Genomic DNA, 23,798 nt, shown 5'->3' with positions numbered 1-23,798 from the left:
GAAACAATACTAACGGACAGTTGAGATGTGTGAACTGCTGGGCATGAGCGCCAACACACCGACCGACATTTGCTTCAGCTTCAGTGGTTTGATGCAGAGAGGCGGACGCACCGGTCCCCACAGTGATGGCTGGGGTATCGTCTTTTATGAAGGGGCGGGAGTACGTGAGTTTCGCGACCCCCATCCGAGCTGTGAGTCAGAAATCGCCAAACTGGTCAGGAATTATCCGATCAAGAGCGATATTGTGATCAGCCATATCCGTCAGGCGAATGCCGGACGGGTTTCTCTGGAAAACACCCACCCTTTTACCCGGGAGTTCTGGGGACGAAACTGGACCTTTGCCCATAATGGCCAGCTTAAAGGGATCAAGAAAAAACCGCTTTGCTATTACCGTCCGGTGGGCACCACTGACAGCGAATATGCTTTCTGCTGGTTAATGAGCCAGCTCAGGGAACGCTTTCCTAAACCCCCTGCACGGGCTGCAACCCTGCACCGCTACATTCATAAGCTGGCGTTGGAATTAAGAAAGCTGGGGGTGTTCAATATGTTATTAACGGATTCAAAACATCTTTATTGCTTCTGCTCGACCAAATTAAGCTGGATTACCCGAAAAGCACCTTTTGAAAAAGCGACTCTGAAGGATGATTCATTGAGTGTTGATTTTAAGCAGGTGACAACTAAAAACGATATTGTCACTGTAGTCGCCACCGAACCTCTGACCACCAATGAGAGCTGGAACATTATGAAGTCCGGAGAATTTATTGCATTCCGGGAAGGCCAGGTTCACTACCGTCATGAGTGAATAATGAATCGGGATGCCTTATTACTCCTTAATATCGCTCCAGCGAATTTCTCCGGAGCGAATTCTCTGTGCCGACATGTAGTAAACCAGTTGACCTGCTTTTACTCGCTGATCACCATTGGGGTTGAGAACCAGATCATCACCGGTGGCCGTCTCAGCGACTCCCAGAACAATAGCTTCATGCTGTTTTTTCATAAATTCCAGCAATCGATTGAACCTTACTCCCTCAAAATCTTCAGGGACTTTAACGCTGTATTGTGTGGGGCCAATCAACGTTGACAGAAGCTGCCCCTGGATTCGAGAAGAACCAGGGTCCTGAGCCGATCGCACCAGCATCTCCATGGAAATACTGGTATGACACTCCACTTGCGGACAATGGGACTTGAGCAGTTTGACCATATGTTCATGCTCAAACCAGGCCACAATATGAGCGGTTTTCGTCATTGCTGTTACGGTCAGGCAACTGGTCAGTGTTTTGTCATCGTTGGAGCGGTAAATGATGACCCGGTCGGCAGAAGTCACTCCGGCCCTGCTAAGCAGTTCATAATCACTCAGACTCTTGCCCTGAATAAACAAAACCTGATCAGGAAAAGGGTTGTCCATCTCTTCTGTGGCACAGAGCACTACCTTACGATCTTCTCTGCGGATATCACCGAAAATCAGTTCGATCATTCTGGCTGTCCTTTCAGGATGCCAGCCTAAAATGACTACATGCCCGACCAATGCTGAATAATCGCCTTTGCCCTTCATATTTTTTCTCCATAACTCGACAAAAAATGAAGACAGTTTGCCGAGAAAGCCAGCAAAAATTACCAAACCACCCGGCATCAACAAAAGTGAGGCAGTCATTTTTCCGCCTGCTGTCTGTGGGGTGAAATCGCCATAACCCACTGTGGTTACCGTGGCCACAAAATAATAAAACCAGTTCTCTGGAGAAGTCAGTTCCTGTTCTCCGAACAGCCACATTAACAACCAGCTGCCAAAAAATAACAGCAGCAAAACAACAAGCAGTGCCAGCCAGCTCAACCTCATCAGATTCTGGGTGATAAAGTGCAGGCTAGTTTTTATCGGCCCCACGATTTGTTCTCCACGGTCAGTTATGTCTGTCGATCAGAAGTATCATCCCTTCTGTACCGGTGACGATCACTGAGCAGCCTTTCTCAAGGTCTCCGGGCGCTTTGACCGACCAGAGGGTATCACCAACCCGGATCTTTCCCTGCCCGCCAGGCAGGTCATTTTCCAGAACCAGCACCCGGCCGATCAATTGAGCAGAACGCTGATTTAACTGAGGGTAATCACTTTTTTCATTCACCCGACGGAAAAACTTCCAGTAAGCCACCGTAAAGATCAGGCTGCCCAATGCAAACCAAACCAGTTGCCAGGCCCAACTGGTTTCAGGCAGCAGCCACAACAGGGCTGCCAGTAGGAGAGCCGCTGCAGCACTGCCAAGAAGAAAGCCTCCTGCCCCAAGAGCTTCCAGACCCAGACACAGGAACGCAACAATCAACCAATGCCAGGGTTGCAAAGTATTTAGAAAGTCCATTGATATACCAGATCCTGTCAGGGTGTTTTCTTCAAGCCATCGACGAGTTCTTTAATACCCGCCAGCGAGCCAATCACATTACCCGCTTCCAGTGGCATCATGATGGTCTTGCTGTTTTCCGCTGCGGCAACAGATTGCAAGGCGTCCACGTATTTTTGCGCAACAAAATAATTGATAGCCCGGGCGTCGCCATTAGCAATAGCCTGAGAAACAACTTCAGTCGCCCGCGCTTCTGCCTCTGCCAGTCTTTCCCTGGCCTCAGCTTCTCTCTTGGCTGCTTCCAGCTCACCTTCTGCCTGCAGAATTTGAGCCTGTTTTTCACCTTCTGCTACTTTGATAGCCGCTTCCCGGCTACCCTCCGCTTCAAGTATCTGAGCCCTTTTCTCCCGCTCCGCTTTCATTTGACGGGCCATGGACTCCACCAGATCATTAGGAGGAGCTATGTCCCGAATCTCGATGCGAGTCACTTTCACTCCCCATGGACTGGTAGCTTCATCCACTTTGAGGAGCAGCATGTTGTTAATACGGTCACGGTTGGACAACATCTCATCCAGCTCCATGGAACCGAGAACCGCACGAATGTTTGTCATCACCAGATTCTGCATAGCCCGATAGAGTTCATTGACTTCATAGGACGCACGAACAGCATCCTGAACCTGGTAAAAACAAACGGCATCTGTCGTTACTTGGGCATTATCGGAGGAGATAATTTCCTGTGAAGGTATATCAAGAACCTGCTCCATCATATTGATTTTTTTACCAATCCTGTCAACAACAGGCACTATGACATGCAGGCCGGGAGACAGTGTTCGGGTGTACTTACCAAAACGTTCTACGGTGAAATGAAAGCCCTGTGGAACCATTCTGACACCAGTACCTATCAGCACAGCGATCAGGACTACCAATGCAATGGCTGTAATCTCAAAACCCATTTAGTCACTCCTTAGCCTGAAAAGTAGAATCAATTCAGCGGACAGTCTGACAGAAAAAATCAACAATGTCCTAAATCTGTCGTAACCTCTGTAAAAGTCACAGAGATCATGGAAAGATAGTCATCGTTGATCGGACAAAATATCAAATAAGTATTCACAGCAGCTACAAACCTCGTTAGAGTGCTGACAGAACTCTAACGCCAACAAATCCGATTGTGATCATGAAATTCGATTCTACCGACAATTATATTGCAACCAGCGAACTGAAAACTGCTGTGAACGCGGCCATTGCCTTGCAACGCCCTCTTCTGATCAAGGGCGAACCCGGAACCGGAAAAACCATGCTTGCAGAAGAAGTAGCAGAATCCCTGGGCAAACGACTTTTGCAGTGGAACATCAAATCCACCACCAAGGCCCAACAGGGATTGTATGAGTACGATGCTGTTTCAAGATTGCGCGACTCTCAGCTGGGCGATGAAAAAGTACACGACATCGGCAATTACATCGTCAAAGGTAAATTGTGGGAAGCCTTTGAAGCCGATGAACAGGTGGTTCTGCTGATTGATGAAATCGACAAGGCTGATATCGAGTTCCCCAACGATTTGCTTCAGGAACTGGATAAGATGGAGTTCTTTGTTTACGAGACCCGGAAAATGGTTAAGGCTCGACAGCGGCCCATCGTGATCATCACCAGTAACAATGAAAAAGAACTGCCCGATGCCTTTCTCAGACGCTGTTTCTTCCACTACATCCGTTTCCCTGATCCGGCGACCATGAAGCAGATTGTCGATGTTCACTTTCCCACCCTGAAGCAGGGGCTGGTTTCCGAAGCTTTGCAGATGTTCTTTGAATTAAGGGATATCCCCGGCCTGAAGAAAAAGCCTTCTACCTCTGAGCTGATAGACTGGCTCAAGCTATTGAACTCTGACGACATACCAGTCGATGTGCTAAGAAACAGCGATGCTCGCAGTGCTATACCGCCACTCTACGGAGCCCTGGTTAAAAACGAACAGGATATTCATTTACTGGAACGGCTCGCCTTCATGACTCGTCGATAAGGTGAACCGATGCTGACTAACTTTTTCGATACGGTTCGCGCCTTTGGTGTCCCGGCCAGTACCCGGGAGTACCTTGACTTGCTCAGGGCTATGCAGGCTCATGTAGTCTTCGCGGATAACGAAGCATTTTACCAACTATCCAGAGCCATACTGGTCAAGGATGAACGTCACTACGACCGCTTCGATAAAGCCTGCAAAGCTTTTTTTGACGGCATTGAGAGCGTTGAAGATCTGCTTGAAGCCACTATACCGGAAGATTGGCTCAGAAAAGAATTCATCAATCAGCTCAGCGAAGAAGAGCGGGAAAAGCTCAAGGCACTCGGCAGCCTTGAAGAATTGATGGAGACACTGAAGCAGCGTCTGCAGGAGCAAAAAGAACGTCATGCCGGGGGGAATAAATGGCTTGGCACTGGCGGCACATCCCCTTTTGGTGCCTATGGTAACAATCCAATGGGGGTTCGTATTGGCCAACACGAGAGCAGAAACCGGAGCGCCACCAAAGTCTGGGATAAACGGGAATTCCAGAACCTGGATGACAATGAAAGACTGGGCAGTCGCAATATGAAAATGGCCCTGCGCAGACTCAGAAAATTCGCACGACAGGGGGTTCCGGATCAGCTGGATCTCGATGACACCATTCGATCCACAGCCAATAAAGGGTTGCTGGACATAAAAATGGTTCCGCAAAGGCGTAATTCAGCGAAAGTACTGCTTTTTATGGATATCGGTGGCTCCATGGATGCTCACGTCAAAGACTGTGAAGCACTCTTTTCCTGTGCACGCTCTGAATTCAAGCATATGGAGTTTTTCTACTTCCATAACTATCTCTATGAATGGGTCTGGAAAAACAACGTCCGACGACAAAGTGAAAAAACCGAAACCTGGGACATCGTTCATCGCTTTGGTAAAGACTACAAAGTGATTTTTGTTGGAGATGCCCAGATGTCACCTTATGAAATCACCTCACCGGGCGGAAGCGTTGAACACTGGAATGAAGAACCGGGGCACACCTGGATGCAGCGTGTTCTGGATCATTTTGATAATGCTATCTGGTTGAACCCCATCAATAAAGACAGCTGGTTTTTCACCCATTCTACAAAGATCATCCATGAACAGCTGGAGGGCAGAATGTTCCCTCTGACGGTGAAGGGTCTGGAAGAGGGTATGAAAGAGTTGTCTACTAAAAGCTGAGTTATGAAAACAGTCAAGGTTATAGAAGATTATCAGGCCTGCTACCCGGACCCAGTGACTTTCAGTGAAGGTGACAGTCTGATATTAGGTAAAAGTGATGATGAGTTTCCCGGATGGATCTGGGTCACAACTGGATCGGGCAAAGAAGGCTGGACTCCCCTGCCTCTGATAAGACGTTTGAACCAGAAACACGGGATTGCATTAGAGGACTTTAGCGCCAGGAAACTCAGTGTGAAAGCGGGTGAAAATTTGAGAATCATGCGTGAGATTAACGCTTGGGCCTGGGTAGAAAACCAACAGAAACAGACGGGCTGGGTGCCTATATCCAAATTCGCTGAATACCGTCATGAAAGTGATTAATAATGTCACTTTCAACCACTGAAAACAGTCAATGTCCCCTGTGCAGTGCCTTATCCAGAGACTTTGCCAGCGATAAAAGAAGAGATTATTTCAGATGTTCTGATTGCTCACTGGTTTTTGCTGATAAAAAAAGCTGGCCAACGCCTGAGCTGGAACGCTCAGAATATGAGCTTCATACAAACAATGCCTTTGAGCCGGGATATCGAAAATTTCTTTCAAGGGTGACAGAGCCGTTGAAAGGCAGGATATCTTTGGATGCACAGGGACTGGACTTTGGCTGCGGGCCTGGCCCCACACTTTCTTTGATGATGGCTGAAGCTGGTTGGCCTATGGCTCTGTATGACCCCTTTTTCCATTCGGATCAAAGCGCTCTGGAAAAAACGTACGATTTTATCACAGTCACTGAAGTCATAGAACACATCCATCAACCGGATGTATGGTTGCCGAAACTCTGGAGTATGATCAGACCCGGCGGGACACTGGCATTCATGACCAAAATGGTGATAGATCAGGAAGCCTTTTGCAGATGGCATTACAAGAATGATCCTACCCATGTCTGTTTTTACTCAATAGAAACCTTTCAGCACCTTGCTGAACAATGGCAGGCAGTGCTCAGTTTTGAAGCCCGGGATGTTATATTTTTCTATAAATTAATGCATTAAACAGTGGGATTACTATAAAGCAATCAAAAAAAATCTCGGAACTGCGTAAGAAGTATTTGGGATTATCTTGCAAGTTGGTAAGTACGAAAGGCTCATTATTTCAGTATGCCAGGCACGGGTGAGCGAGGATGGAAAGAGTGTCTAAAAAAACGATCCCTTGACTGCAGGCGAACACAAAAATAGTAAAATCGTCTATCGCAGCCCGCCAAAGTTCTACTTGTTCTTATGAGCCTTATCAGCGTGACTCCGTTGAGCAACGACCTTGGCAAAGCGCAGAGAAATCCTTTTGCATTTACAACACCGACCGACCTCTTCCTGTTGAAGTTCATTTAGATAGGTATTAATGAAATCCTCATTCATTGTTTTTTAGAATACCCTCAAGGACTTTCATGGCTGATAGTCATCAAATAACTACTCTGTAGCCCTACATTAACCCTGAGGGTGTTTCATGACAACTGACGGCTTCGTTGTTGTTTGATTGTATTGAAGCAGACCAACATTCTGTTGCAAATTCGATCACCACCCTGGCAAGTTTTTATTCTTGCTTGATCGCTACCAGGTATGCCTTAGATAAAAATTTTCTCTGACGGTTATAAAACACACCCATGTTCTGGTTCAATCAGCCAACGCAGAGATAATCATAGCTGGATATCGTCCGACACCTGTTTGACCTGCAATAGCTCGAACAATCGATCCGTTTCCTGAGTGAGATGACGATCTCTGGCCATGACTCCTGACCCTTGTTCAGACTCATGAGTCCCCCAGGCAACCGTTACCTTGCCCCATTCAATAATCATTCTTGGGTGATGTACGTAGGACTCCGCCAGTCCCGCCACCGCATTAAGAAAACATAGAGACTTCGAATACTTTTTGAAGGTATAGGACTTCTCAAGGTGATCAACGCCTTCATACTGACACAACGACCAGTTACTCATATATTATCCTCCTGGTGGCTTATTACCCTACCTGACAGGCACGGCAAGAAAGCACTCTGATGGTACAGACAGAGTTTATACAGACCCCACGAAAGGATAAATGAATTTTGGGCTTTGATCGAACCTCCTTTACCAGGAAATGGCAACTGGATGAATAAACGTGCTAATCAGCAAGGGCTATACAGTATATATCTTTTCAAGACATAACTGCCTGATGGCTTGAGCCTCATATCCATACGCTGCACAGCCTGCTGCACACTACAAGAGCCTTTTACAAGCTCTCTTCGCTTTCTTCCTGATCAACCTTTTCAGCCTGAAGTTGCTCCAGCTCCTGCTTACTGGCATTGAGCTGCTGAGTGAGCTGCTTCTGCTTGGTTTTCAGTGTCCCGTTCTCTGTCGTCAGAGTCCGGTTCTGCTCCTGCAGACGTTTGATCTGTTTCTTCATACGATCAGGATTGCTGGCTCGCAGCGTTTTCAGCTCGTTATCAGCGCTCTTGACCTGCTTGTTCAGCTTTTCAGCCTTCTGCTCAGCCGCATCAAGCCGTGACTTCAGCTGAGTCACTTCTTTATCGTGCTGATCAGTGATATCAAGGAGAGCTTGCAGGCGCTGTTGCTCAATAACGTCCAGTTCTTCATTTTTAAAGAAACGGCCTCCCGCGCTCAGGGTACCCATATTAATTACCTACCTCCGAAAAGAGTTTGAAGTGATGACAACAGGAAGCTGCCCTTGCCAGCGCAGGGCATCCACACATGTATGGGGGATATTTGATAATGAGATCAATTGTTCTTCATTCAATGGCTGGCAAAAGCAGACTGACTTTAGACGGAGGCAAGTTTATTACACTTACTTCCCCTAGGAAAGCGCAATTTACACAATTTTTTGCAATGCTGCCAGTTTATTTGCTCATTCTGACAGCATTATTGGTCAATCAGGCTTCTGGTATGGCCTCCAGTGTTTTAATCAGGTAGTTCCAGAAATTTCCAACCGCCGGAATATGGACCTTTTCATCCGGTGAATGGGGGAACCGAATGGTTGGGCCAAAAGAAATCATGTCCCAGTTTGGGTAAACACCACCCAGTAACCCACACTCCAGGCCAGCATGAATGACTTTGATCTCAGGCTCGTAACCGAACACCTGTTCATGAATATCCTTCATGGTTTTCAAAATAGTAGACTCAGCATTGGGCCTCCATCCGGGGTAACCCCCCTGCTTTTTGACTTCTGCTCCGATTAACCGATAAAGACCGGCAATACTCTCGGCATGTTCTTCCCTGGCACTGTTAATAAGGCTTCGTACCATGTTTTCTATGGTAATCCGACCCTCCTTTATCTTGATGACGGCCAGGTTATTTGATGTTTCCACCACCCCTTCAACACTCAGACTCATCCGGTGGACGCCATTTGGAGATACATGCAGGGTGTTCATCAGCTGACTTTGTGCTTCCGGGGTCATAGCCTTCCGAACAGATTCTGAGACCTGCATAACAAGACTCAGATCTGGCTCTGCTTCTGACAGCTCTGTACGAAATACATTCAGATACTCATCAACTATTCGGGCAGCTTCTTCGCGACTACTTAGAGGGATAGCTACCTGAGCAAAGGCTTCTCTCGGGATTGCATTTCTGAGTGAACCGCCGGAATATTCTGTCAGTCTGGCACCTATTCCAGACAAGGCTTTCAGTAGCCTCACCATCAGCTTGTTGGCATTACCCCGCTGCAGTTTGATATCAATACCGGAATGACCGCCTTTCAAGCCTTTCAAAGCAAGAGTGAAACTGCTATATCCTTCCTCCAAAGACTCTTCCTGGTAACTGTGAGAAACACAAACATCGACACCACCAGCACAGCCAACATAGAGCTCTCCTTCATCTTCAGAGTCCATGTTCAGCATGATCTCACCCTTCAGCAAACCAGGCTTAAGACCGTGAGCTCCGGTCATCCCACTCTCTTCATCAATGGTAAACAGAGCTTCAACAGGACCATGGGGAATATCCGTCGACTCAAGCACCGCCATAGCCGCTGCAACACCAATACCATTATCGGCTCCCAGAGTGGTTCCTTCCGCAGTAACCCAATCGCCATCAACGTACGCCCTGATAGGATCTTTAGTAAAATCATGTTCTGTATCTGCGTTTTTTTGAGGCACCATGTCCAGGTGACTCTGGAGAACAACGCCACGGCGGTTTTCCATACCCGGAGTAGCTGGCTTGCGAATGATCACGTTGCCGACTTCGTCTATCAGGGTATCCAGACCAAGATTCTCGCCAAACTCCTTTACGTAGGCACGCACAGCATCTTCATGCCTGGAGGGGCGGGGAATCTTGCAAAGTGCCTGAAAGTGTCGCCAAATAGGTTGAGGGGATAATTCAACAAGCTGGGTCACAGCTATCTCCTGTTGATGGGGGGGGAAAGAGTCTATGAAAATAGCCCCTGCGAGAACGAACGCCCATTAGTGAATACACTAATCAAAAACCGAGATTGCCGTATTCACTAACAGTAAAACCGAAAACCTGATCTATTTTTTAACCCGGCTGCCCAGATAATGCGCAAAACCATTCCTTTACTAGATCCCGATAGACCTCAATTTCCTGCTGCTCATGAGGCTCTGGATTACCCTGATGGCCTATTGGCTATGGGTGGCAACCTTGCCCCTGAAACACTGACTGACGCATACAAGAGGGGCATCTTCCCCTGGTTCAACGAAGGCGAACCCATTCTCTGGTGGTCTCCTAACCCAAGAATGGTGCTTTATCCAGAGTATCTGCACATAAGCCGCTCCATGAAGCGTTTTCTAAAAAAGCACTCTTATAGAGTGAGTTTTGATGAAGCCTTCAGTGAAGTCATGACTGCCTGCTCGTCGCCCCGAAAAAATCAGGATGGCACATGGATCATCAAAGAAATGAAAGAAGCCTATACTGCCCTTTTTAAAGAGGGTCTGGCTCATTCGGTGGAAGTCTGGTCAGGCGATAAGCTGGTGGGCGGGCTTTATGGCGTCACGATTGACAAAGTATTCTTTGGAGAATCCATGTTCAGTTTCGAAACCAATACTTCAAAACTTGCAATGATTATGTTGTGCAAAGAGTTGCTGAATAGAAACTTCCATCTGATCGATTGCCAGATACACAGCCCCCACCTGGAGTCACTGGGCGCGAGAATGATAAGCCGGGATGCATTTCTCAAGGCATTGAAAGACGGTTGCCGAACGCCTGCAACCAGTGCACACTGGAATTAGACAGGGCAATGGACGGCCAAAGCTGATGAGCGCACTTAAAGATCTTAAATTTTACGCAACCCAGCCACACAACTGCAGCTACCTGGAGGATAAGCAGGCTATAACATTATTTATGGATCCCGACAAAGACTTGGATCCAGCTCTTTATCGGCATTTGGCCGACATTGGATTTCGAAGAAGCGGTCGACACGTATACAGACCTCACTGTCAGGGCTGCAACGCTTGCATTCCGGCCAGAGTGGTTGCCAAGAGTTTCGAACCCAGACGCAAGCACAGAAAGCTATTAAAAAAAAATCGGGATATCCTGGTCACCCGATCCGAAGCTGAATACGATGAAGAAACCTATCAGCTTTACAAAAAATACATCTCCATACAGCATCGCGATGGCGATATGTACCCTCCCTCAATGGAGCAATTCCAATCCTTTTTGGTAGGTTGCCCTGAATTCTGTTGCTACTACAAATTCTGGCTGGACGAAAAACTCGTGGCTGTTGCAGTCACCGACGAGCTGTCAAATGGACTCTCTGCAATTTATACCTTTTATGACCCTGAAGTCAGCAAAACCAGAAGTCTGGGCAGTTACTGCATTCTCTGGCAGATAGAGGAAGCCAAAAAACTGGGGCTCAAGCACCTTCACCTGGGCTATTGGATCAAGGACTGCAAAAAAATGAGTTACAAAATTCAATACCGTCCTCTGGAAGTCTATGTTAACAACCGCTGGGTTACTTTGAGGTAGTCGTCCTGATATATACTGTAACTGATTATTCAGACAGGGTTGATCAGCTACAGCGACATTAACTCCCAGTTAATTCACCGTATTATCTGGTCAATCAGGATTTGATGGGGATCGAAAGTGATGACAGAGAATGTTTTTATATGGATAAAGGCCGGTTCACTTTGCTTTAAAGCTGGTTTTCAGGCAGAATGCCTGCCAGATTTATTCAGCTAACGCTCTATTCCTGAGGTCAAACTTTATATGGCGAAAGAAGAAAGTCTTGAAATGGAAGGCACTGTCATTGACACCCTGCCTAATACTATGTTCCGTGTAGAACTGGAGAACGGTCACGTTGTGACCGCACATATTTCAGGCAAAATGCGTAAAAACTACATCCGCATTCTGACAGGTGATAAAGTCAAAGTTGAACTGACTCCTTATGACCTGACCAAAGGCCGTATCACATACCGTTCCCGCTGACAGGGGCCTCTTGCCCCTGTCCCTCTCCTGGCTTTTTTTCAGCCCTGCTCACCATCCACAACTTCAAGATCCGAAGTCAGGCTTTTGGCAGGTTCGAATTTCAGGAACAGCCCTCCTTTCTTGACCGTCACGCGGACAAAGCCACCACTCTCAGACAGCTTGCCAAAAAGGATCTGTTCCGCCAGGGGCTTCTTGAGATGCTCCTGAATAACACGCCCCATAGGACGAGCCCCCATCATCCGATCATAACCTTTCTCTGCCAGCCACTCTCGTGCCTTATCATCAACGTCAATCTGAACCATTCTCTCATCCAGCTGCGCCTGAAGCTCTGTAAGGAACTTATCGACAACATGCTTGATAGTATCCTCGGTCAATGAGTCAAAGGGAATGATGGAGTCAAGACGGTTCCTGAATTCCGGTGTAAAGGTTTTCTTAATGGCTTCCATACCGTCTGTCGTATGATCCTGCTCAGTGAAACCAATAGAAGTACGCGTCATGCTTTCAGCACCAGCATTGGTCGTCATGATCAGAATAACATTTCTAAAGTCAGCTTTACGACCATTGTTGTCTGTCAGAGTGCCGTGATCCATCACCTGCAAAAGCAGGTTAAATACATCCGGATGCCCTTTCTCAATTTCGTCCAGCAACAAGACACAATGGGGTGTCTTGTTGATCGCTTCTGTCAAAAGTCCTCCCTGGTCATAACCGACATAGCCAGGAGGTGCACCTATCAGCCTGGAAACTGTATGAGCTTCCATGTACTCGGACATGTCAAAACGGACCAGCTCAACCCCCATGGACTTGGCTAACTGACGACAAACTTCCGTTTTGCCGACACCTGTTGGCCCAGAGAACAGGAAAGCACCCACCGGCTTGTCAGGCGCCTTCAAACCAGCACGCGACAATTTAATCGCAGTTGAAAGAGAAACAATGGCTTCGTCCTGGCCGAAGACCACCATTTTGAGATTCCTCTCAAGCTTGGAAAGTAACTCTTTATCAGAAGAAGAAACAGACTTAGGTGGAATCCGGGCAATCTTGGCGACAATACTTTCAACGTCGCCCACCTCAATGATCTTCTTGCGCTCATTCTCTGGTAAAAGACGCTGATAAGCACCAGCCTCATCAATAACGTCAATCGCTTTGTCAGGCATATGACGATCGTTGATATAGCGATTAGCTAACTCTGCTGCAGCTTTCAGGGCATCATCCTTATATTCAATGGTGTGATGCTCTTCAAAGCGACTCTTGAGACCACGAAGAATATCAATGGTATCGTCAACACTCGGTTCACTGATATCCACTTTCTGGAAACGACGAGCCAAGGCACGATCTTTTTCGAAAATACCACGAAACTCTTGAAAGGTCGTTGAACCTATGCAACGAAGATCGCCAGAAGTCAGCAGTGGCTTTAAAAGATTAGAAGCATCCATAACACCACCGGATGCAGCACCGGCACCAATAATAGTGTGAATCTCATCAATGAAGAGAATGGCGTTATCGAGCTTTTTAAGTTCGCTGAGCAACTTTTTGAATCGCTTCTCAAAATCACCACGGTATTTGGTTCCAGCCAGCAACGAACCAAGATCCAGAGAATACACAACCGCTTTGGAGAGTACTTCAGGTACTTCTCCGTCCACTATTCTTTTTGCCAGACCTTCAGCAACGGCTGTTTTCCCAACACCGGCCTCACCCACCAGCAGAGGATTATTCTTACGACGTCGCGTCAATATCTGGGATACCCGCTCAACCTCTTCTGCCCGACCTACCAGTGGATCAATCTTACCTATACGGGCCTGTTCGTTCAGGTTAGTGGCATAATTTTTAAGGGGGTCTTGACCGGCTGCCTCAGAGTCAGTGCTTTCCTCCATAAGCTCTCCACCCAACTCTTCCAACTCATTGCCCGGCATTTTGGAAATTCCGTGAGCGATATAGTTGACGACATCTATGCGGGCAACGTCCTGCTGCTTCAGAAAATAAACGGCCTGACTTTCTTGCTCACTGAAGATTGCAACCAGAACATTAGCACCGGTGACTTCTTTTTTTCCTGAGCTTTGCACATGAAATACAGCGCGTTGCAGAACTCTCTGAAACCCGAGAGTGGGTTGGGTCTCTCGCTCGGTATCGTTGGCAGGTATTAAAGGGGTTGTTGAATCAACAAAATCAATCAGTTCCCTGCGCAGCTTTTCGGTTTCTACACCACAAGCTAGAAGTACTCGGGAAGCGGATTCATTATCAAGCAGTGCCAGAAGCAGATGTTCCACGGTCATGAATTCATGTCGCTTGCTTCTTACATCACGGAAAGCACTGTTAAGAGTCAGTTCGAGGTCTTTATTGAGCATATGATATTACCCTGAGAACACTAATCGGCCTTAATTGTTTTGCACAACAGGGGATGCTGGAATTCTCTGGAGTACTCGTTGACTTGCTGGGCTTTGGTTTCAGCAACATCTTTGCTGAACAATCCACATACAGCCTTGCCTTGCGTATGAACCATCAGCATGATTTGTGTTGCCTGTTCACTACTCATGCTGAAAAACTTCTCCAGGACCTCAACCACAAAATCCATCGGTGTAAAATCATCATTCAAGAGCAGAACCTGATACATAGCGGGCGGTTTGACTCTGGCTTTAGCTGGTGCCAGAGCGATATCATGATCGCCTTCCTGCTCTATCCCTTCATTCTCTAAGCTTAGACGAAGCCACTCAAAGTTACTCATGTATTGATGAACTGCTATCTGCTGCATTGCACTCGCTTCCAGGTGAATTTACAGCTGAATTAACCAGGCTCTGGACTGCCTGTAACCAGGTGTCGATGACGAAAAACGTCAAAAGCACTACACCCTGAATACCATTCTAAACACGCTGAGAGCAAAGAAAAACAATTTACATCACTCGTCACTTCAAAAGCTATTGATTTCATGGATACCATCGACTGACAACCGAAATAAAATAGCAAAAGAATCAGAAAAATAATCATTTGATCTGACAAGCAAGAAAATGACCACAGAACAAGCCTGCAGCCATTCTTGATGGGTAAAAATGCCCGGAAATTAAATCATGCCATCAATTGCCGCATTAAAGGTAGTGCTTGGACGCATAGCTTCAGTGGCTTTAGCTGGAGTGGGCTCATAATAGCCACCCAGATCAACAGCCCCCCCCTGACAATCTGCCAGTTCCGAGACAATCTGACCTTCTTTCTCGACCAGCTCCTTTGCCAGACCGGAAAACTTGCTGCTGAGTTCCTGGTCTACTTGCTGAGCCGCCAGAGCTTCTGCCCAGAACTGAGCCAGATAGAAATGACTACCACGGTTGTCCAGCTCTTTCACCCTTCGGGAAGGAGACTTGTTAGCATCCAGATATTGGCCAATAGCAGCGTTCAATGTGTCAGCCAGAATCTGGGCCCTGGCATTCCCAGTCTTAACGGCAATATCTTCAAGCGATACAGCGATAGCCAGAAATTCACCCAGAGAATCCCAACGTAAATGATTCTCTTTAACAAACTGTTGAACGTGCTTGGGAGCTGAACCACCAGCACCAGTTTCGAACAGACCTCCGCCAGCCAGCAGAGGGACAATAGAGAGCATTTTAGCACTGGTACCCAGCTCCAGAATCGGGAACAGGTCAGTCAGGTAATCACGCAGAACGTTTCCGGTCACGGAAATGGCATCTTTACCTGCCCGAATCGTTTCCATACTCAGACGGCAAGCGTCCACCGGAGAAAGAATACGGATATCCAGACCCTCGGTATTGTGGAACTTCAGGTATTCGTTGACCTTGGCAATCAGGTTGGCATCGTGGGCACGATTTTCGTCCAGCCAGAAAAGAGTCAGAGCCCCTGTTGCCCGGGCACGGTTAACGGCCAGCTTGACCCAATCGCGAATTGGCGCGTCCTTGGTCTGACACATTCTCCAGATGTCACCCTCTTCAACATTGTGCTCAAACACAGTACTGCCAGACTCTTCTACAACACGGATAATGCCGTTTGCAGGAGCCTTGAAGGTTTTGTCATGAGAACCATACTCTTCAGCTTTCTGAGCCATCAGGCCTACGTTGGAAACATTACCCATAGTAGTGACATCGAATGCACCGTTCTCCTTACAAAAATCGATGACTTCCTGATAAACAGCTGCATAGCAACGATCAGGAATCATGGCTTTGGTGTCATGCAGCTTTCCGTCAGGCCCCCACATTTGGCCCGAGGAACGCAAAGCGGCAGGCATAGATGCATCGATAATGACATCGTTCGGTACATGCAGGTTGGTAATACCCTTATCGGAGTCCACCATCGCCAGCTCAGGGCGAGTCTTGTATACGGCCTGAATATCCGCCTTTACTTCATCCTTCTGCTCAGCAGGCAGTTTGGCAATCTTAGCATAAACGTCACCCAGACCATTGTCCGGATCGACGCCCAGATCTGAAAATAGAGAAGCGTGTTTCTCAAACACGTCTTCAAAGAAGACTGTGACAGCATGACCAAACATGATCGGGTCAGAAACCTTCATCATTGTTGCTTTCAGGTGCAGGGAGAGCAGAACATTCTGCTCTTTAGCTTCCTGAGCAGAAGCTTCGTAGAATGCCCTCAAAGCTTTCACATTCATGACAGCGCTATCAATAACTTCACCGGCCAACAAGCTCGTACTCGGTTTTAGCACCGAAACAGATCCATCGCTGCCAACAAACTCGATTCTTACATCCGTAGCCTCGGGCATGACTGCTGACTGCTCACTGGAGTAGAAGTCACCGCTGTGCATATGAGCAACGTGAGATTTGGAATCTGCAGTCCAGACACCCATAGAGTGAGGATGCTTCTTCGCAAACTCTTTTACGGGAGCCGCAACACGGCGATCAGAGTTACCCTCTCGAAGAACCGGGTTTACCGCACTACCAAGCACTTTGGCATAACGAGCCTTGATGACTTCTTCTTCAGGATTCCCGGGTTCTACAGGAAAATCAGGAATGTCATAACCGTGTTCTTGTAGCTCTTTGATCGCATCTGTCAGTTGCGGGATAGAAGCACTGATGTTAGGCAACTTGATGATGTTTGCCTGAGGCGTCTTAGCTAGCATACCCAACTCAGACAGAGCATCACTTTGCTTTTGTGCTGCACTCAACTTCTCAGGGAAATTAGCTATGATTCGACCAGCCAGTGAAATATCCTTGGTTTCAACGGCTACGTCTGCGGCTCGGGTAAAAGCCTTGAGAATAGGGAGCAGTGAATAGGTGGCTAAGGCGGGAGCTTCGTCAGTAATAGTGTAAATAATTCTGGTTGTATCTGTTGTCATGTTATCTCCAAAAAACAACTGGCTGTGGTGCCTCTGCGGAGGGGTTTAAGTGGAGTTTGACGACCACTATTTATCACTTTATTTGCACAGCCCCGTAACGCTTTTGACGTTATCGCCTATAAGATATACCAATGTGCGTAAGGAATAAATGTAGTTTTGCTACACAATCTTCTGTTTGCATATCGAAATACTCTATAGAACTGAATTAGCCAGACAGGTACAATGCCCTGCTTCCCGATTCAGCCATACAGTAACTATGATAGACTCTTGTGCCACTTTTTCTGACGAAAACCCTCAAGACACCCGTGTAATCGTGGGTATGTCCGGAGGTGTTGATTCCTCGGTATCTGCACTTCTGCTCAAACAGCAGGGTTACCAGGTAGAAGGTTTGTTCATGAAAAACTGGGAGGAAGATGATGGCACTGAATACTGCACTGCCATGACCGATCTGGAAGATGCTCAGGCCGTTTGCGACAAAATTGGTATTAAACTCCATAAAGCCAATTTTGCTGCTGAATACTGGGATAATGTCTTTGAGCATTTCTTGCAGGAATACAAGGCCGGACGCACCCCCAACCCCGACATTCTCTGCAATAAGGAAATCAAGTTCAAGGCTTTTCTGGATTATGCCCTGACACTGGAAGCTGACTGTATCGCCATGGGCCACTACGCCCGCAGAGACAACATTAATGACCGGGCTTGCCTCAAAAAGGGTCTTGACCCCAATAAAGACCAGAGCTACTTCCTGCATCAGGTCGGAACCGAACAACTGGCCAGAACTTTGTTCCCAGTGGGTGAAATAGCAAAGCCCGGAGTTCGGCGCATAGCAGAAGAACACGATTTGATCACCCACAACAAGAAAGACAGCACAGGTATCTGCTTTATTGGTGAGCGCCGTTTTCGTGATTTCCTGAAGCAGTATCTTCCGGCCCAGCCTGGCGACATTGCGACCGATCAGGGCACAGTTATTGGCGAGCATTCAGGCTTGATGTACCATACCATCGGCCAAAGGCAGGGTCTTGGTATTGGTGGACTGAAAGGCGCTTCAGAATCGCCCTGGTATGTTGTTGAGAAAGATCTTGAGAACAATCAACTGATCGTTGCTCAGGGCAATAGTCACCCCTTGCTGTTCTCTGAAGCCCTGACCGCTTCTGAAATATTCTGGATCTCCGGCTCAGCGCCGGAAATGCCAGCCAGCCTGACCGCCAAGATCCGCTATCGACAACAGGATCAGGCCTGCCGCCTTGAGCGAACACCAGACGGGAGATATCTTGTGGTTTTTGACGAACCTCAGAGGGCGGCCACTCCGGGGCAGTCTGTTGTTTTCTACCAGAATGATATTTGTCTGGGCGGTGGAGTTATTGAAACCAGACATCACTCTCTGAGTGAGGCTCAGATTCAATAAGACATCAATCAGTTCGCTCAACTCTCCACAACCGGGAGCAGACAACCTTCCGAAAAGAGAAAGCATAAGTAAGGTAGAGAAACTCAGGTGCAATACACAGCAAAGGAACAGGCAGCTGCCCTCTCAGCGATTTTTCAGGCTGCTGGCCTTGTAGAACGTCTGGCCAAGAGCGGGCAAATCAGTGAAGGGCCACTCGAACCACTGATTGGCAGCCTGTTTGTCATCTCTCCTGATCGCGTTGAGGATGTCTTCAATGGTTACGACAGCCTGCTCACTGGCAGAAAAATACTGAAAGATGTCCTGCAACGTCAGGCCGACGCGATCCAGGCCGACACCGTTCGTTATGCCCTGACCCTGATACATCTGGAACGCAAACTTTCCCGAAATCGTGACATGCTGAATGAGATCTCCCAGCGCCTGCAACGCTGCAGGGAACAGGCCGACCACTTTGGCATCCTCCATGAAAATGTTATTGCCAGCCTTGCCGGTATTTACCTCGACACCATCAGCACCTTTAAGACAAGAGTGCAAGTTTCAGGCGACCTCCAACATCTTCAGAATCAGGGCAATGCTGACAAGATACGCGCCATTTTGTTTGCCGGGATACGGGCTGCCATTCTCTGGCGCCAGACAGGTGGCAGCCGCTGGCAGTTATTACTTAGCCGAAAAAAGTTATTGAACGGCTTGAATCAGCTTTAAACCAAATCATCCACCCTGCATCCAAAGCCTTTTTCCGGTATGATGCGCCCTTTCTATGAGCATAAGGCATGTTAAACATGGAGCTGTCTGCACTGACTGCTGTTTCCCCCGTCGACGGTCGCTATGGGGACAAGACCCAAAGCCTGAGAAGCATTTTCAGTGAGTATGGTCTGATCCGCTTTCGAGTGACCGTTGAAGTTAAATGGTTACAGGCACTGGCCAGCCACCCCGAAATCATCGAAGTTCCTGAACTATCCAAGGGTGCTAACGTCCTCTTAGACCGGCTGGTCGACAACTTTTCCCTTGAGGATGCCCAGCGCGTCAAGGAAATTGAGCGCACCACGAACCATGATGTCAAGGCCGTTGAGTACTTGATCAAGGAAAAAATACAGGATAACGGTGAGCTGGCTACTATCAGTGAGTTTGTTCACTTTGCCTGTACTTCCGAGGACATTAACAACCTGTCTCACGGGCTGATGTTGAAGACTGGCATTGAACAGGCGGTACTTCCGCCCATGCATCAGATCATCAAGGAAATCGAAAGTCTTGCTCATCAGCACAGCGATCAGTCAATGCTGTCCCGTACTCACGGACAAACAGCCTCCCCTACCACGCTGGGCAAAGAGATGGCAAACGTTGCTTACCGTCTGCGCCGTCAGGTTCAGCAAATCAACCGAATTACTCCACTAGGCAAAATCAACGGTGCCGTTGGTAACTACAATGCTCACCTGTCCGCTTACCCTGAAATTGACTGGCAGCAACATGCTGAAAAGTTTGTCACCAGTCTGGGTCTGGAATGGAACCCCTACACCACCCAGATTGAACCTCACGACTACATCGCTGAACTATTTGATGCCATTTGCCGTTTCAACACTGTCTTGATCGATTTTGATCGTGATATTTGGGGCTATATCTCCCAGGGATACTTTAAACAGAAAACTGTGGCCGGCGAAGTAGGCTCTTCCACCATGCCTCACAAAGTTAATCCGATTGACTTTGAAAACTCCGAAGGCAACCTCGGTATTGCTAATGCCGTTATGCAGCATCTGGCTATGAAATTGCCTGTTTCCCGATGGCAGCGCGACCTGACAGACTCAACCGTTCTGCGCAACCTGGGAGCGGGTCTGGGTTACAGCCTGATTGCTTATGCATCGACTCTGAAAGGTATCAGCAAGCTACAGATCAATGCCGAACGCCTGAATGAAGACCTGGATAATGCCTGGGAAGTTCTGGCGGAGCCCATCCAGACAGTTATGCGCCGATACGGTATTGAGCAGCCTTACGAAAAGCTCAAGGCTCTGACTCGTGGTCAGGAAGGCATCACCCAGGCGACTCTGGAGGCCTTTATTGACAACCTGAACATGCCTGCCGGGGTAAAAGCTGAACTTAAGAAGCTGACACCCGCGAATTATGTGGGCAACGCCGCTTCTCAAGCTAGAGCGATCTAACCTGACGATAGCGAAGCGAGCAAATCGCTTCAAGACAACAAAGCCCTCAATTGAGGGCTTTATTCATTACCATTCAGTTATTTCATTTTGCAGTGGCTTTAAATTCACGCCTTCTTGCATGCAGTACCGGTTCGGTATATCCATTAGGCTGCTGACAACCTTTCAGGACCAGCTCGCACGCTGCTTTAAAAGCAACACTGGCATCATAATCGGGAGCCATAGGTCGGTATTCAGGATCCCCGGCATTCTGCTCATCAACCACCTTTGCCATACGCTTCATGGCATCCATCACCTGCTCCTCAGAACAGACACCATGCCTCATCCAGTTGGCCATATGCTGACTGGAGATACGCAGCGTTGCGCGATCCTCCATCAAGCCAACATTGTGGATGTCAGGAACTTTTGAACAACCCACACCTTGATCCACCCATCGAACAACATAACCGAGAATACCTTGAGCATTGTTGTCCAGCTCTTGCTGAATCACATCTTCAGTCAGAGAAGCCCTGTCGTGCAGCAAAGGAATAGTCAGAAGATCATCCAGACTCGCTCTTTGACGCTCAGCTATAGATTCCTGAACTTCAAGAACATTTACGGAATGATAATGAGTAGAGTGCAGTGTCGCGGCATTAGGTGAAGGCACCCAGGCGGTATTCGCTCCTGACTGGGGATGCCCGATTTTAGTCGCCAGCATCTTGGCCATCTCATCCGGCATAGCCCACATACCTTTACCAATCTGAGCACGACCGGCCAAACCACAGTCAAGTCCTACCTCAACATTCTGGTCCTCGTAAGCATTGATCCAGGCGGACTGTTTCATTTCGCCTTTTGGAATCATCGGACCAGCTTCCATGCTGGTGTGTATTTCATCTCCAGTACGATCAAGGAAACCTGTATTAATGAAGACAACGCGATCTCTGGCCGCCCGGATACAGGCTTTGAGATTGACAGAAGTACGACGCTCTTCGTCCATTATGCCAACCTTCAGGGTATTTTTCTCAAGACCCAGAACATCTTCAATCTTGCCAAACAGCTTATTAGTAAAGTCTACCTCTTCTGGCCCGTGCATTTTTGGCTTAACAATATAAACACTGCCGGTACGGGAGTTTCTCATGCCGTCCTGTTTTTTCAGGTCATGCATGGCAATCAGCGAAGTAAACATTCCATCCATAATGCCTTCTGGAATTTCATTTCCCTGACGATCCAGAATGGCATCAGTAGTCATCAGATGCCCGACATTTCGAACAAACATCAGACTCCGGCCATGCAGAGAAAACGCTTCACCTGCGGGGGATGTATAGTTACGATCAGCAACCAGCTGACGGGTTAAGGTTTTATCACCTTTAATGAATGTGTCCTGCAGGTCTGCCTTCATTAATCCGAGCCAGTTTCGATAAACCAACGCTTTATCTTCAGCGTCGACGGCAGCCACAGAATCTTCACAGTCCATAATAGTTGTCAGAGCTGCCTCTACCACCAGATCCTTCACTCCGGCCGCATCAGCCTTTCCTATAGGAGATTGACGGTCAATTTGAATCTCAATATGAAGGCCATTATTTTTGATCAGAACACTGTCAGGCGCTTTTTCACTGCCTGTATACCCAACAAACTTTTCAGGTTGGGCCAGCGCCGTGACGCTGCCGTCTTCCAAAGAGAGAGCCAATTCTCCTTCCTTGATAGCATAACCAGCCACCCTGGAATGACTTCCTTTAGCCAGAGGCGCCGCCTGATTAAGCAATGCCTTACCAAAAGCGATGACTTTCTGTCCACGCACAGGGTTATAGCCCTTACCACGCTCAGCACCATCACTTTCAGGAATAGCGTCAGTACCATACAAAGCATCATAAAGACTTCCCCAACGAGCGTTCGCTGCGTTAAGGGCAAAACGGGCATTCATCACTGGTACAACCAGCTGAGGTCCCGCCTGGGAGGAAATTTCTGTATCAACATTTTCCGTCGTAATCTTAAAGCCTTCGCCCTCAGATTGCAGGTAACCGATTTCCAACAGAAACTGTTTATAGGCAGAAGGATCATGGGGCTGCTGTTTATGCTCTTTATGCCACTGATCAATTTGATTTTGCAGAGCCTCCCGCCTCTGCAACAGAGACCTGTTCTCAAGGACGCACTCATCCAGGACACCCTCAAAACCTGACCAGAAGACCTCTGGAGTCACTCCAGTGCCCTCAATAGCTTCAACCAAGAGATTGTGGATAGGGGCTGCTATCTGCAAACCTCCGATCTGAATACGATCAGCCATATGCCTTCCTTCTACACGCTTTTATCTTCAATTCGCGTAAGACCACCACCGAATCAGGTGGAGATGTAAGCGGGGCTTGCGAAGAGCAAGCCTGTGAACTATTTTTTCTGCTTCTGTCAGACCTGCCGTGGGGCTCACGGGATGTTAAGTCTGCAGAGTTGGTTTGAGACCCTGGAAGCAAACTTGATTAGCCCAATAAAAGCTCCCTCTGGGAGAGTTTTACGCAGTAACCAAGATTACACCCTGAGCAGCGAACCATGTAACAGAAACCTGTCAGGTGACCAACAGGTAACCCTCACCGAAATAAGGTGGGGGACAATGCCAATGTTGAGATGGACCGCCTGATTTTCACCAAAAAATCCGACAGCTCAAGTCTGACACTATTCTGTTTGAACCGACAGGTGATGACCAATTCAACTCAGTTATATATGATATTTTTTCAATAAATAGCAATTATTAACAAAGCTTATGCACAGAAAAGCCGCACAACGGCGGCTTTTCTGGATTCTGAAACTCAATCGTCCGGATGTGATTCCTGCTTTTGCTCAGCGATGATCAGGTAGTAACTTTCTGATGTATTTTCAATACATTCATCAGCCACAGGGTAAAGCGTGTGCTCTGTGCTCAGTTGTGTTAACCAGTTCATTTTATCTTACCTTCCGGTGGGTCTCGTTTGGGTATTATCAGGACTTCGACAGGCAAAGCACTTAGCTACCCGCCATCGCTCAAAGGCAATCAGAGATTAACACTAGTTAACACAACTTTCTAGATAGATAGACCACTTATTTCACATAAAT

The 23,798-nt window shown here is 47.7% G+C and carries 22 protein-coding genes; 11 read left to right on the top strand and 11 right to left on the bottom strand.

The genetic code is table 11. From position 1 onward, the window contains the following. The first annotated feature begins 25 nt into the window (after nt 1-25). A complete protein-coding gene (locus tag ACOJUN_RS20310) occupies nt 26-802 on the top strand; it encodes a class II glutamine amidotransferase (protein ID WP_422133703.1) in 777 nt (258 codons plus the stop codon). A gap of 21 nt (nt 803-823) precedes the next feature. Here ACOJUN_RS20310 and ACOJUN_RS20305 read toward each other — a convergent pair whose 3' ends face one another. Genes ACOJUN_RS20305 through ACOJUN_RS20295 form a run of 3 tightly spaced genes read right to left on the bottom strand, consistent with a single transcriptional unit; the run spans nt 824 to nt 3,277 of the window. Next, nucleotides 824-1,879, bottom strand: coding sequence for a potassium channel family protein (locus ACOJUN_RS20305; RefSeq protein WP_422133702.1), 1,056 nt, complete (start codon nt 1,877-1,879; stop codon nt 824-826). Nucleotides 1,880-1,895: 16 nt separating this feature from the next. Then, a complete protein-coding gene (locus tag ACOJUN_RS20300; RefSeq protein ID WP_422133701.1) occupies nt 1,896-2,345 on the bottom strand; it encodes an NfeD family protein in 450 nt (149 codons plus the stop codon). 17 nt (nt 2,346-2,362) lie between these two features. Beyond that, nucleotides 2,363-3,277: an SPFH domain-containing protein gene (locus ACOJUN_RS20295; protein ID WP_422133700.1), complete on the bottom strand. Its 915-nt coding sequence runs from the start codon at nt 3,275-3,277 to the stop codon at nt 2,363-2,365. A gap of 221 nt (nt 3,278-3,498) precedes the next feature. Here ACOJUN_RS20295 and ACOJUN_RS20290 point away from each other — a divergent pair, with 221 nt between their 5' ends. Genes ACOJUN_RS20290 through ACOJUN_RS20275 form a run of 4 tightly spaced genes read left to right on the top strand, consistent with a single transcriptional unit; the run spans nt 3,499 to nt 6,548 of the window. After that, nucleotides 3,499-4,335: an AAA family ATPase gene (locus ACOJUN_RS20290; RefSeq protein WP_422133699.1), complete on the top strand. Its 837-nt coding sequence runs from the start codon at nt 3,499-3,501 to the stop codon at nt 4,333-4,335. A 9-nt stretch (nt 4,336-4,344) separates the two neighbouring features. After that, complete coding sequence (locus ACOJUN_RS20285) at nt 4,345-5,526, top strand: vWA domain-containing protein (RefSeq protein ID WP_422133698.1); 1,182 nt, start codon at nt 4,345-4,347, stop codon at nt 5,524-5,526. A 3-nt stretch (nt 5,527-5,529) separates the two neighbouring features. Beyond that, nucleotides 5,530-5,886 (top strand): SH3 domain-containing protein, encoded by a 357-nt coding sequence (locus ACOJUN_RS20280; protein WP_422133697.1) that lies wholly within the window; start codon nt 5,530-5,532, stop codon nt 5,884-5,886. A gap of 2 nt (nt 5,887-5,888) precedes the next feature. After that, complete coding sequence (locus ACOJUN_RS20275; RefSeq protein ID WP_422133696.1) at nt 5,889-6,548, top strand: class I SAM-dependent methyltransferase; 660 nt, start codon at nt 5,889-5,891, stop codon at nt 6,546-6,548. A 638-nt stretch (nt 6,549-7,186) separates the two neighbouring features. On the opposite strand, the gene ACOJUN_RS20270 is transcribed toward ACOJUN_RS20275, so the two are convergent. From ACOJUN_RS20270 to ACOJUN_RS20260, 3 genes are all read right to left on the bottom strand, one after another. Beyond that, a complete protein-coding gene (locus ACOJUN_RS20270; RefSeq protein ID WP_422133695.1) occupies nt 7,187-7,483 on the bottom strand; it encodes a 4a-hydroxytetrahydrobiopterin dehydratase in 297 nt (98 codons plus the stop codon). Nucleotides 7,484-7,754: 271 nt separating this feature from the next. After that, nucleotides 7,755-8,156, bottom strand: coding sequence for a hypothetical protein (locus ACOJUN_RS20265; protein WP_422133694.1), 402 nt, complete (start codon nt 8,154-8,156; stop codon nt 7,755-7,757). Nucleotides 8,157-8,412: 256 nt separating this feature from the next. Next, on the bottom strand, nt 8,413-9,867 hold the full coding sequence (locus ACOJUN_RS20260) for an aminoacyl-histidine dipeptidase (protein ID WP_422133693.1): 1,455 nt from the start codon (nt 9,865-9,867) through the stop codon (nt 8,413-8,415). Nucleotides 9,868-10,026: 159 nt separating this feature from the next. Here ACOJUN_RS20260 and aat point away from each other — a divergent pair, with 159 nt between their 5' ends. The 3 genes from aat to infA all read left to right on the top strand — a co-directional run bounded on the left by aat (nt 10,027) and on the right by infA (nt 11,911). Next, nucleotides 10,027-10,716, top strand: coding sequence for a leucyl/phenylalanyl-tRNA--protein transferase (gene aat / locus ACOJUN_RS20255; protein WP_422133692.1), 690 nt, complete (start codon nt 10,027-10,029; stop codon nt 10,714-10,716). Nucleotides 10,717-10,741: 25 nt separating this feature from the next. Further along, nucleotides 10,742-11,452: an arginyltransferase gene (locus ACOJUN_RS20250; protein ID WP_422133691.1), complete on the top strand. Its 711-nt coding sequence runs from the start codon at nt 10,742-10,744 to the stop codon at nt 11,450-11,452. Between the two features lie 240 nt (nt 11,453-11,692). Then, nucleotides 11,693-11,911 (top strand): translation initiation factor IF-1, encoded by a 219-nt coding sequence (gene infA, locus ACOJUN_RS20245; RefSeq protein WP_252180026.1) that lies wholly within the window; start codon nt 11,693-11,695, stop codon nt 11,909-11,911. A gap of 38 nt (nt 11,912-11,949) precedes the next feature. Here infA and clpA read toward each other — a convergent pair whose 3' ends face one another. The 3 genes from clpA to ACOJUN_RS20230 all read right to left on the bottom strand — a co-directional run bounded on the left by clpA (nt 11,950) and on the right by ACOJUN_RS20230 (nt 17,192). Next, complete coding sequence (gene clpA, locus ACOJUN_RS20240) at nt 11,950-14,250, bottom strand: ATP-dependent Clp protease ATP-binding subunit ClpA (RefSeq protein WP_422133690.1); 2,301 nt, start codon at nt 14,248-14,250, stop codon at nt 11,950-11,952. A gap of 20 nt (nt 14,251-14,270) precedes the next feature. After that, nucleotides 14,271-14,654 (bottom strand): ATP-dependent Clp protease adapter ClpS, encoded by a 384-nt coding sequence (clpS, locus tag ACOJUN_RS20235; RefSeq protein ID WP_422133689.1) that lies wholly within the window; start codon nt 14,652-14,654, stop codon nt 14,271-14,273. 306 nt (nt 14,655-14,960) lie between these two features. Continuing rightward, complete coding sequence (locus ACOJUN_RS20230; RefSeq protein ID WP_422133688.1) at nt 14,961-17,192, bottom strand: NADP-dependent isocitrate dehydrogenase; 2,232 nt, start codon at nt 17,190-17,192, stop codon at nt 14,961-14,963. 256 nt (nt 17,193-17,448) lie between these two features. Between ACOJUN_RS20230 and mnmA the strand changes: the two genes are divergently transcribed. From mnmA to purB, 3 genes are all read left to right on the top strand, one after another. Further along, nucleotides 17,449-18,597, top strand: coding sequence for a tRNA 2-thiouridine(34) synthase MnmA (mnmA, locus tag ACOJUN_RS20225; protein WP_422133687.1), 1,149 nt, complete (start codon nt 17,449-17,451; stop codon nt 18,595-18,597). 87 nt (nt 18,598-18,684) lie between these two features. Next, nucleotides 18,685-19,296, top strand: coding sequence for a high frequency lysogenization protein HflD (gene hflD, locus ACOJUN_RS20220; protein ID WP_422133686.1), 612 nt, complete (start codon nt 18,685-18,687; stop codon nt 19,294-19,296). Nucleotides 19,297-19,373: 77 nt separating this feature from the next. Next, complete coding sequence (gene purB / locus ACOJUN_RS20215) at nt 19,374-20,744, top strand: adenylosuccinate lyase (protein ID WP_422137106.1); 1,371 nt, start codon at nt 19,374-19,376, stop codon at nt 20,742-20,744. Between the two features lie 82 nt (nt 20,745-20,826). Here the strand turns inward: purB and ACOJUN_RS20210 are convergent, their stop codons facing one another. Together ACOJUN_RS20210 and ACOJUN_RS20205 are read right to left on the bottom strand one after the other, a co-directional pair. Beyond that, nucleotides 20,827-23,001 (bottom strand): malate synthase G, encoded by a 2,175-nt coding sequence (locus ACOJUN_RS20210; protein WP_422133685.1) that lies wholly within the window; start codon nt 22,999-23,001, stop codon nt 20,827-20,829. Between the two features lie 514 nt (nt 23,002-23,515). Continuing rightward, complete coding sequence (locus tag ACOJUN_RS20205) at nt 23,516-23,647, bottom strand: hypothetical protein (protein WP_422133684.1); 132 nt, start codon at nt 23,645-23,647, stop codon at nt 23,516-23,518. Between the last annotated feature and the right edge of the window lie 151 nt (nt 23,648-23,798).

Origin of the sequence: Endozoicomonas sp. ALD040 (genome assembly GCF_049275945.1) — a bacterium.
GTDB lineage: Bacteria > Pseudomonadota > Gammaproteobacteria > Pseudomonadales > Endozoicomonadaceae > Endozoicomonas_A.
Note: the sequence above shows the minus strand (reverse complement) of the source record. Positions and strands in the feature narration are given on the sequence as shown.

Coding starts and splice junctions, on each gene's coding strand:
- clpS (WP_422133689.1), bottom strand. CDS start 14,654: ATGCAGCAGATAGCAGTTCATCAATACATGAGTAACTTTGAGTGGCTT.
- infA (WP_252180026.1), top strand. CDS start 11,693: ATGGCGAAAGAAGAAAGTCTTGAAATGGAAGGCACTGTCATTGACACC.
- ACOJUN_RS20210 (WP_422133685.1), bottom strand. CDS start 23,001: ATGGCTGATCGTATTCAGATCGGAGGTTTGCAGATAGCAGCCCCTATC.
- ACOJUN_RS20270 (WP_422133695.1), bottom strand. CDS start 7,483: ATGAGTAACTGGTCGTTGTGTCAGTATGAAGGCGTTGATCACCTTGAG.
- ACOJUN_RS20230 (WP_422133688.1), bottom strand. CDS start 17,192: ATGACAACAGATACAACCAGAATTATTTACACTATTACTGACGAAGCT.
- ACOJUN_RS20250 (WP_422133691.1), top strand. CDS start 10,742: ATGAGCGCACTTAAAGATCTTAAATTTTACGCAACCCAGCCACACAAC.
- mnmA (WP_422133687.1), top strand. CDS start 17,449: ATGATAGACTCTTGTGCCACTTTTTCTGACGAAAACCCTCAAGACACC.
- ACOJUN_RS20205 (WP_422133684.1), bottom strand. CDS start 23,647: ATGAACTGGTTAACACAACTGAGCACAGAGCACACGCTTTACCCTGTG.
- ACOJUN_RS20265 (WP_422133694.1), bottom strand. CDS start 8,156: ATGGGTACCCTGAGCGCGGGAGGCCGTTTCTTTAAAAATGAAGAACTG.
- ACOJUN_RS20295 (WP_422133700.1), bottom strand. CDS start 3,277: ATGGGTTTTGAGATTACAGCCATTGCATTGGTAGTCCTGATCGCTGTG.
- ACOJUN_RS20275 (WP_422133696.1), top strand. CDS start 5,889: ATGTCACTTTCAACCACTGAAAACAGTCAATGTCCCCTGTGCAGTGCC.
- ACOJUN_RS20280 (WP_422133697.1), top strand. CDS start 5,530: ATGAAAACAGTCAAGGTTATAGAAGATTATCAGGCCTGCTACCCGGAC.
- ACOJUN_RS20285 (WP_422133698.1), top strand. CDS start 4,345: ATGCTGACTAACTTTTTCGATACGGTTCGCGCCTTTGGTGTCCCGGCC.
- clpA (WP_422133690.1), bottom strand. CDS start 14,250: ATGCTCAATAAAGACCTCGAACTGACTCTTAACAGTGCTTTCCGTGAT.
- ACOJUN_RS20310 (WP_422133703.1), top strand. CDS start 26: ATGTGTGAACTGCTGGGCATGAGCGCCAACACACCGACCGACATTTGC.
- ACOJUN_RS20290 (WP_422133699.1), top strand. CDS start 3,499: ATGAAATTCGATTCTACCGACAATTATATTGCAACCAGCGAACTGAAA.
- purB (WP_422137106.1), top strand. CDS start 19,374: ATGGAGCTGTCTGCACTGACTGCTGTTTCCCCCGTCGACGGTCGCTAT.
- aat (WP_422133692.1), top strand. CDS start 10,027: ATGCGCAAAACCATTCCTTTACTAGATCCCGATAGACCTCAATTTCCT.
- ACOJUN_RS20300 (WP_422133701.1), bottom strand. CDS start 2,345: ATGGACTTTCTAAATACTTTGCAACCCTGGCATTGGTTGATTGTTGCG.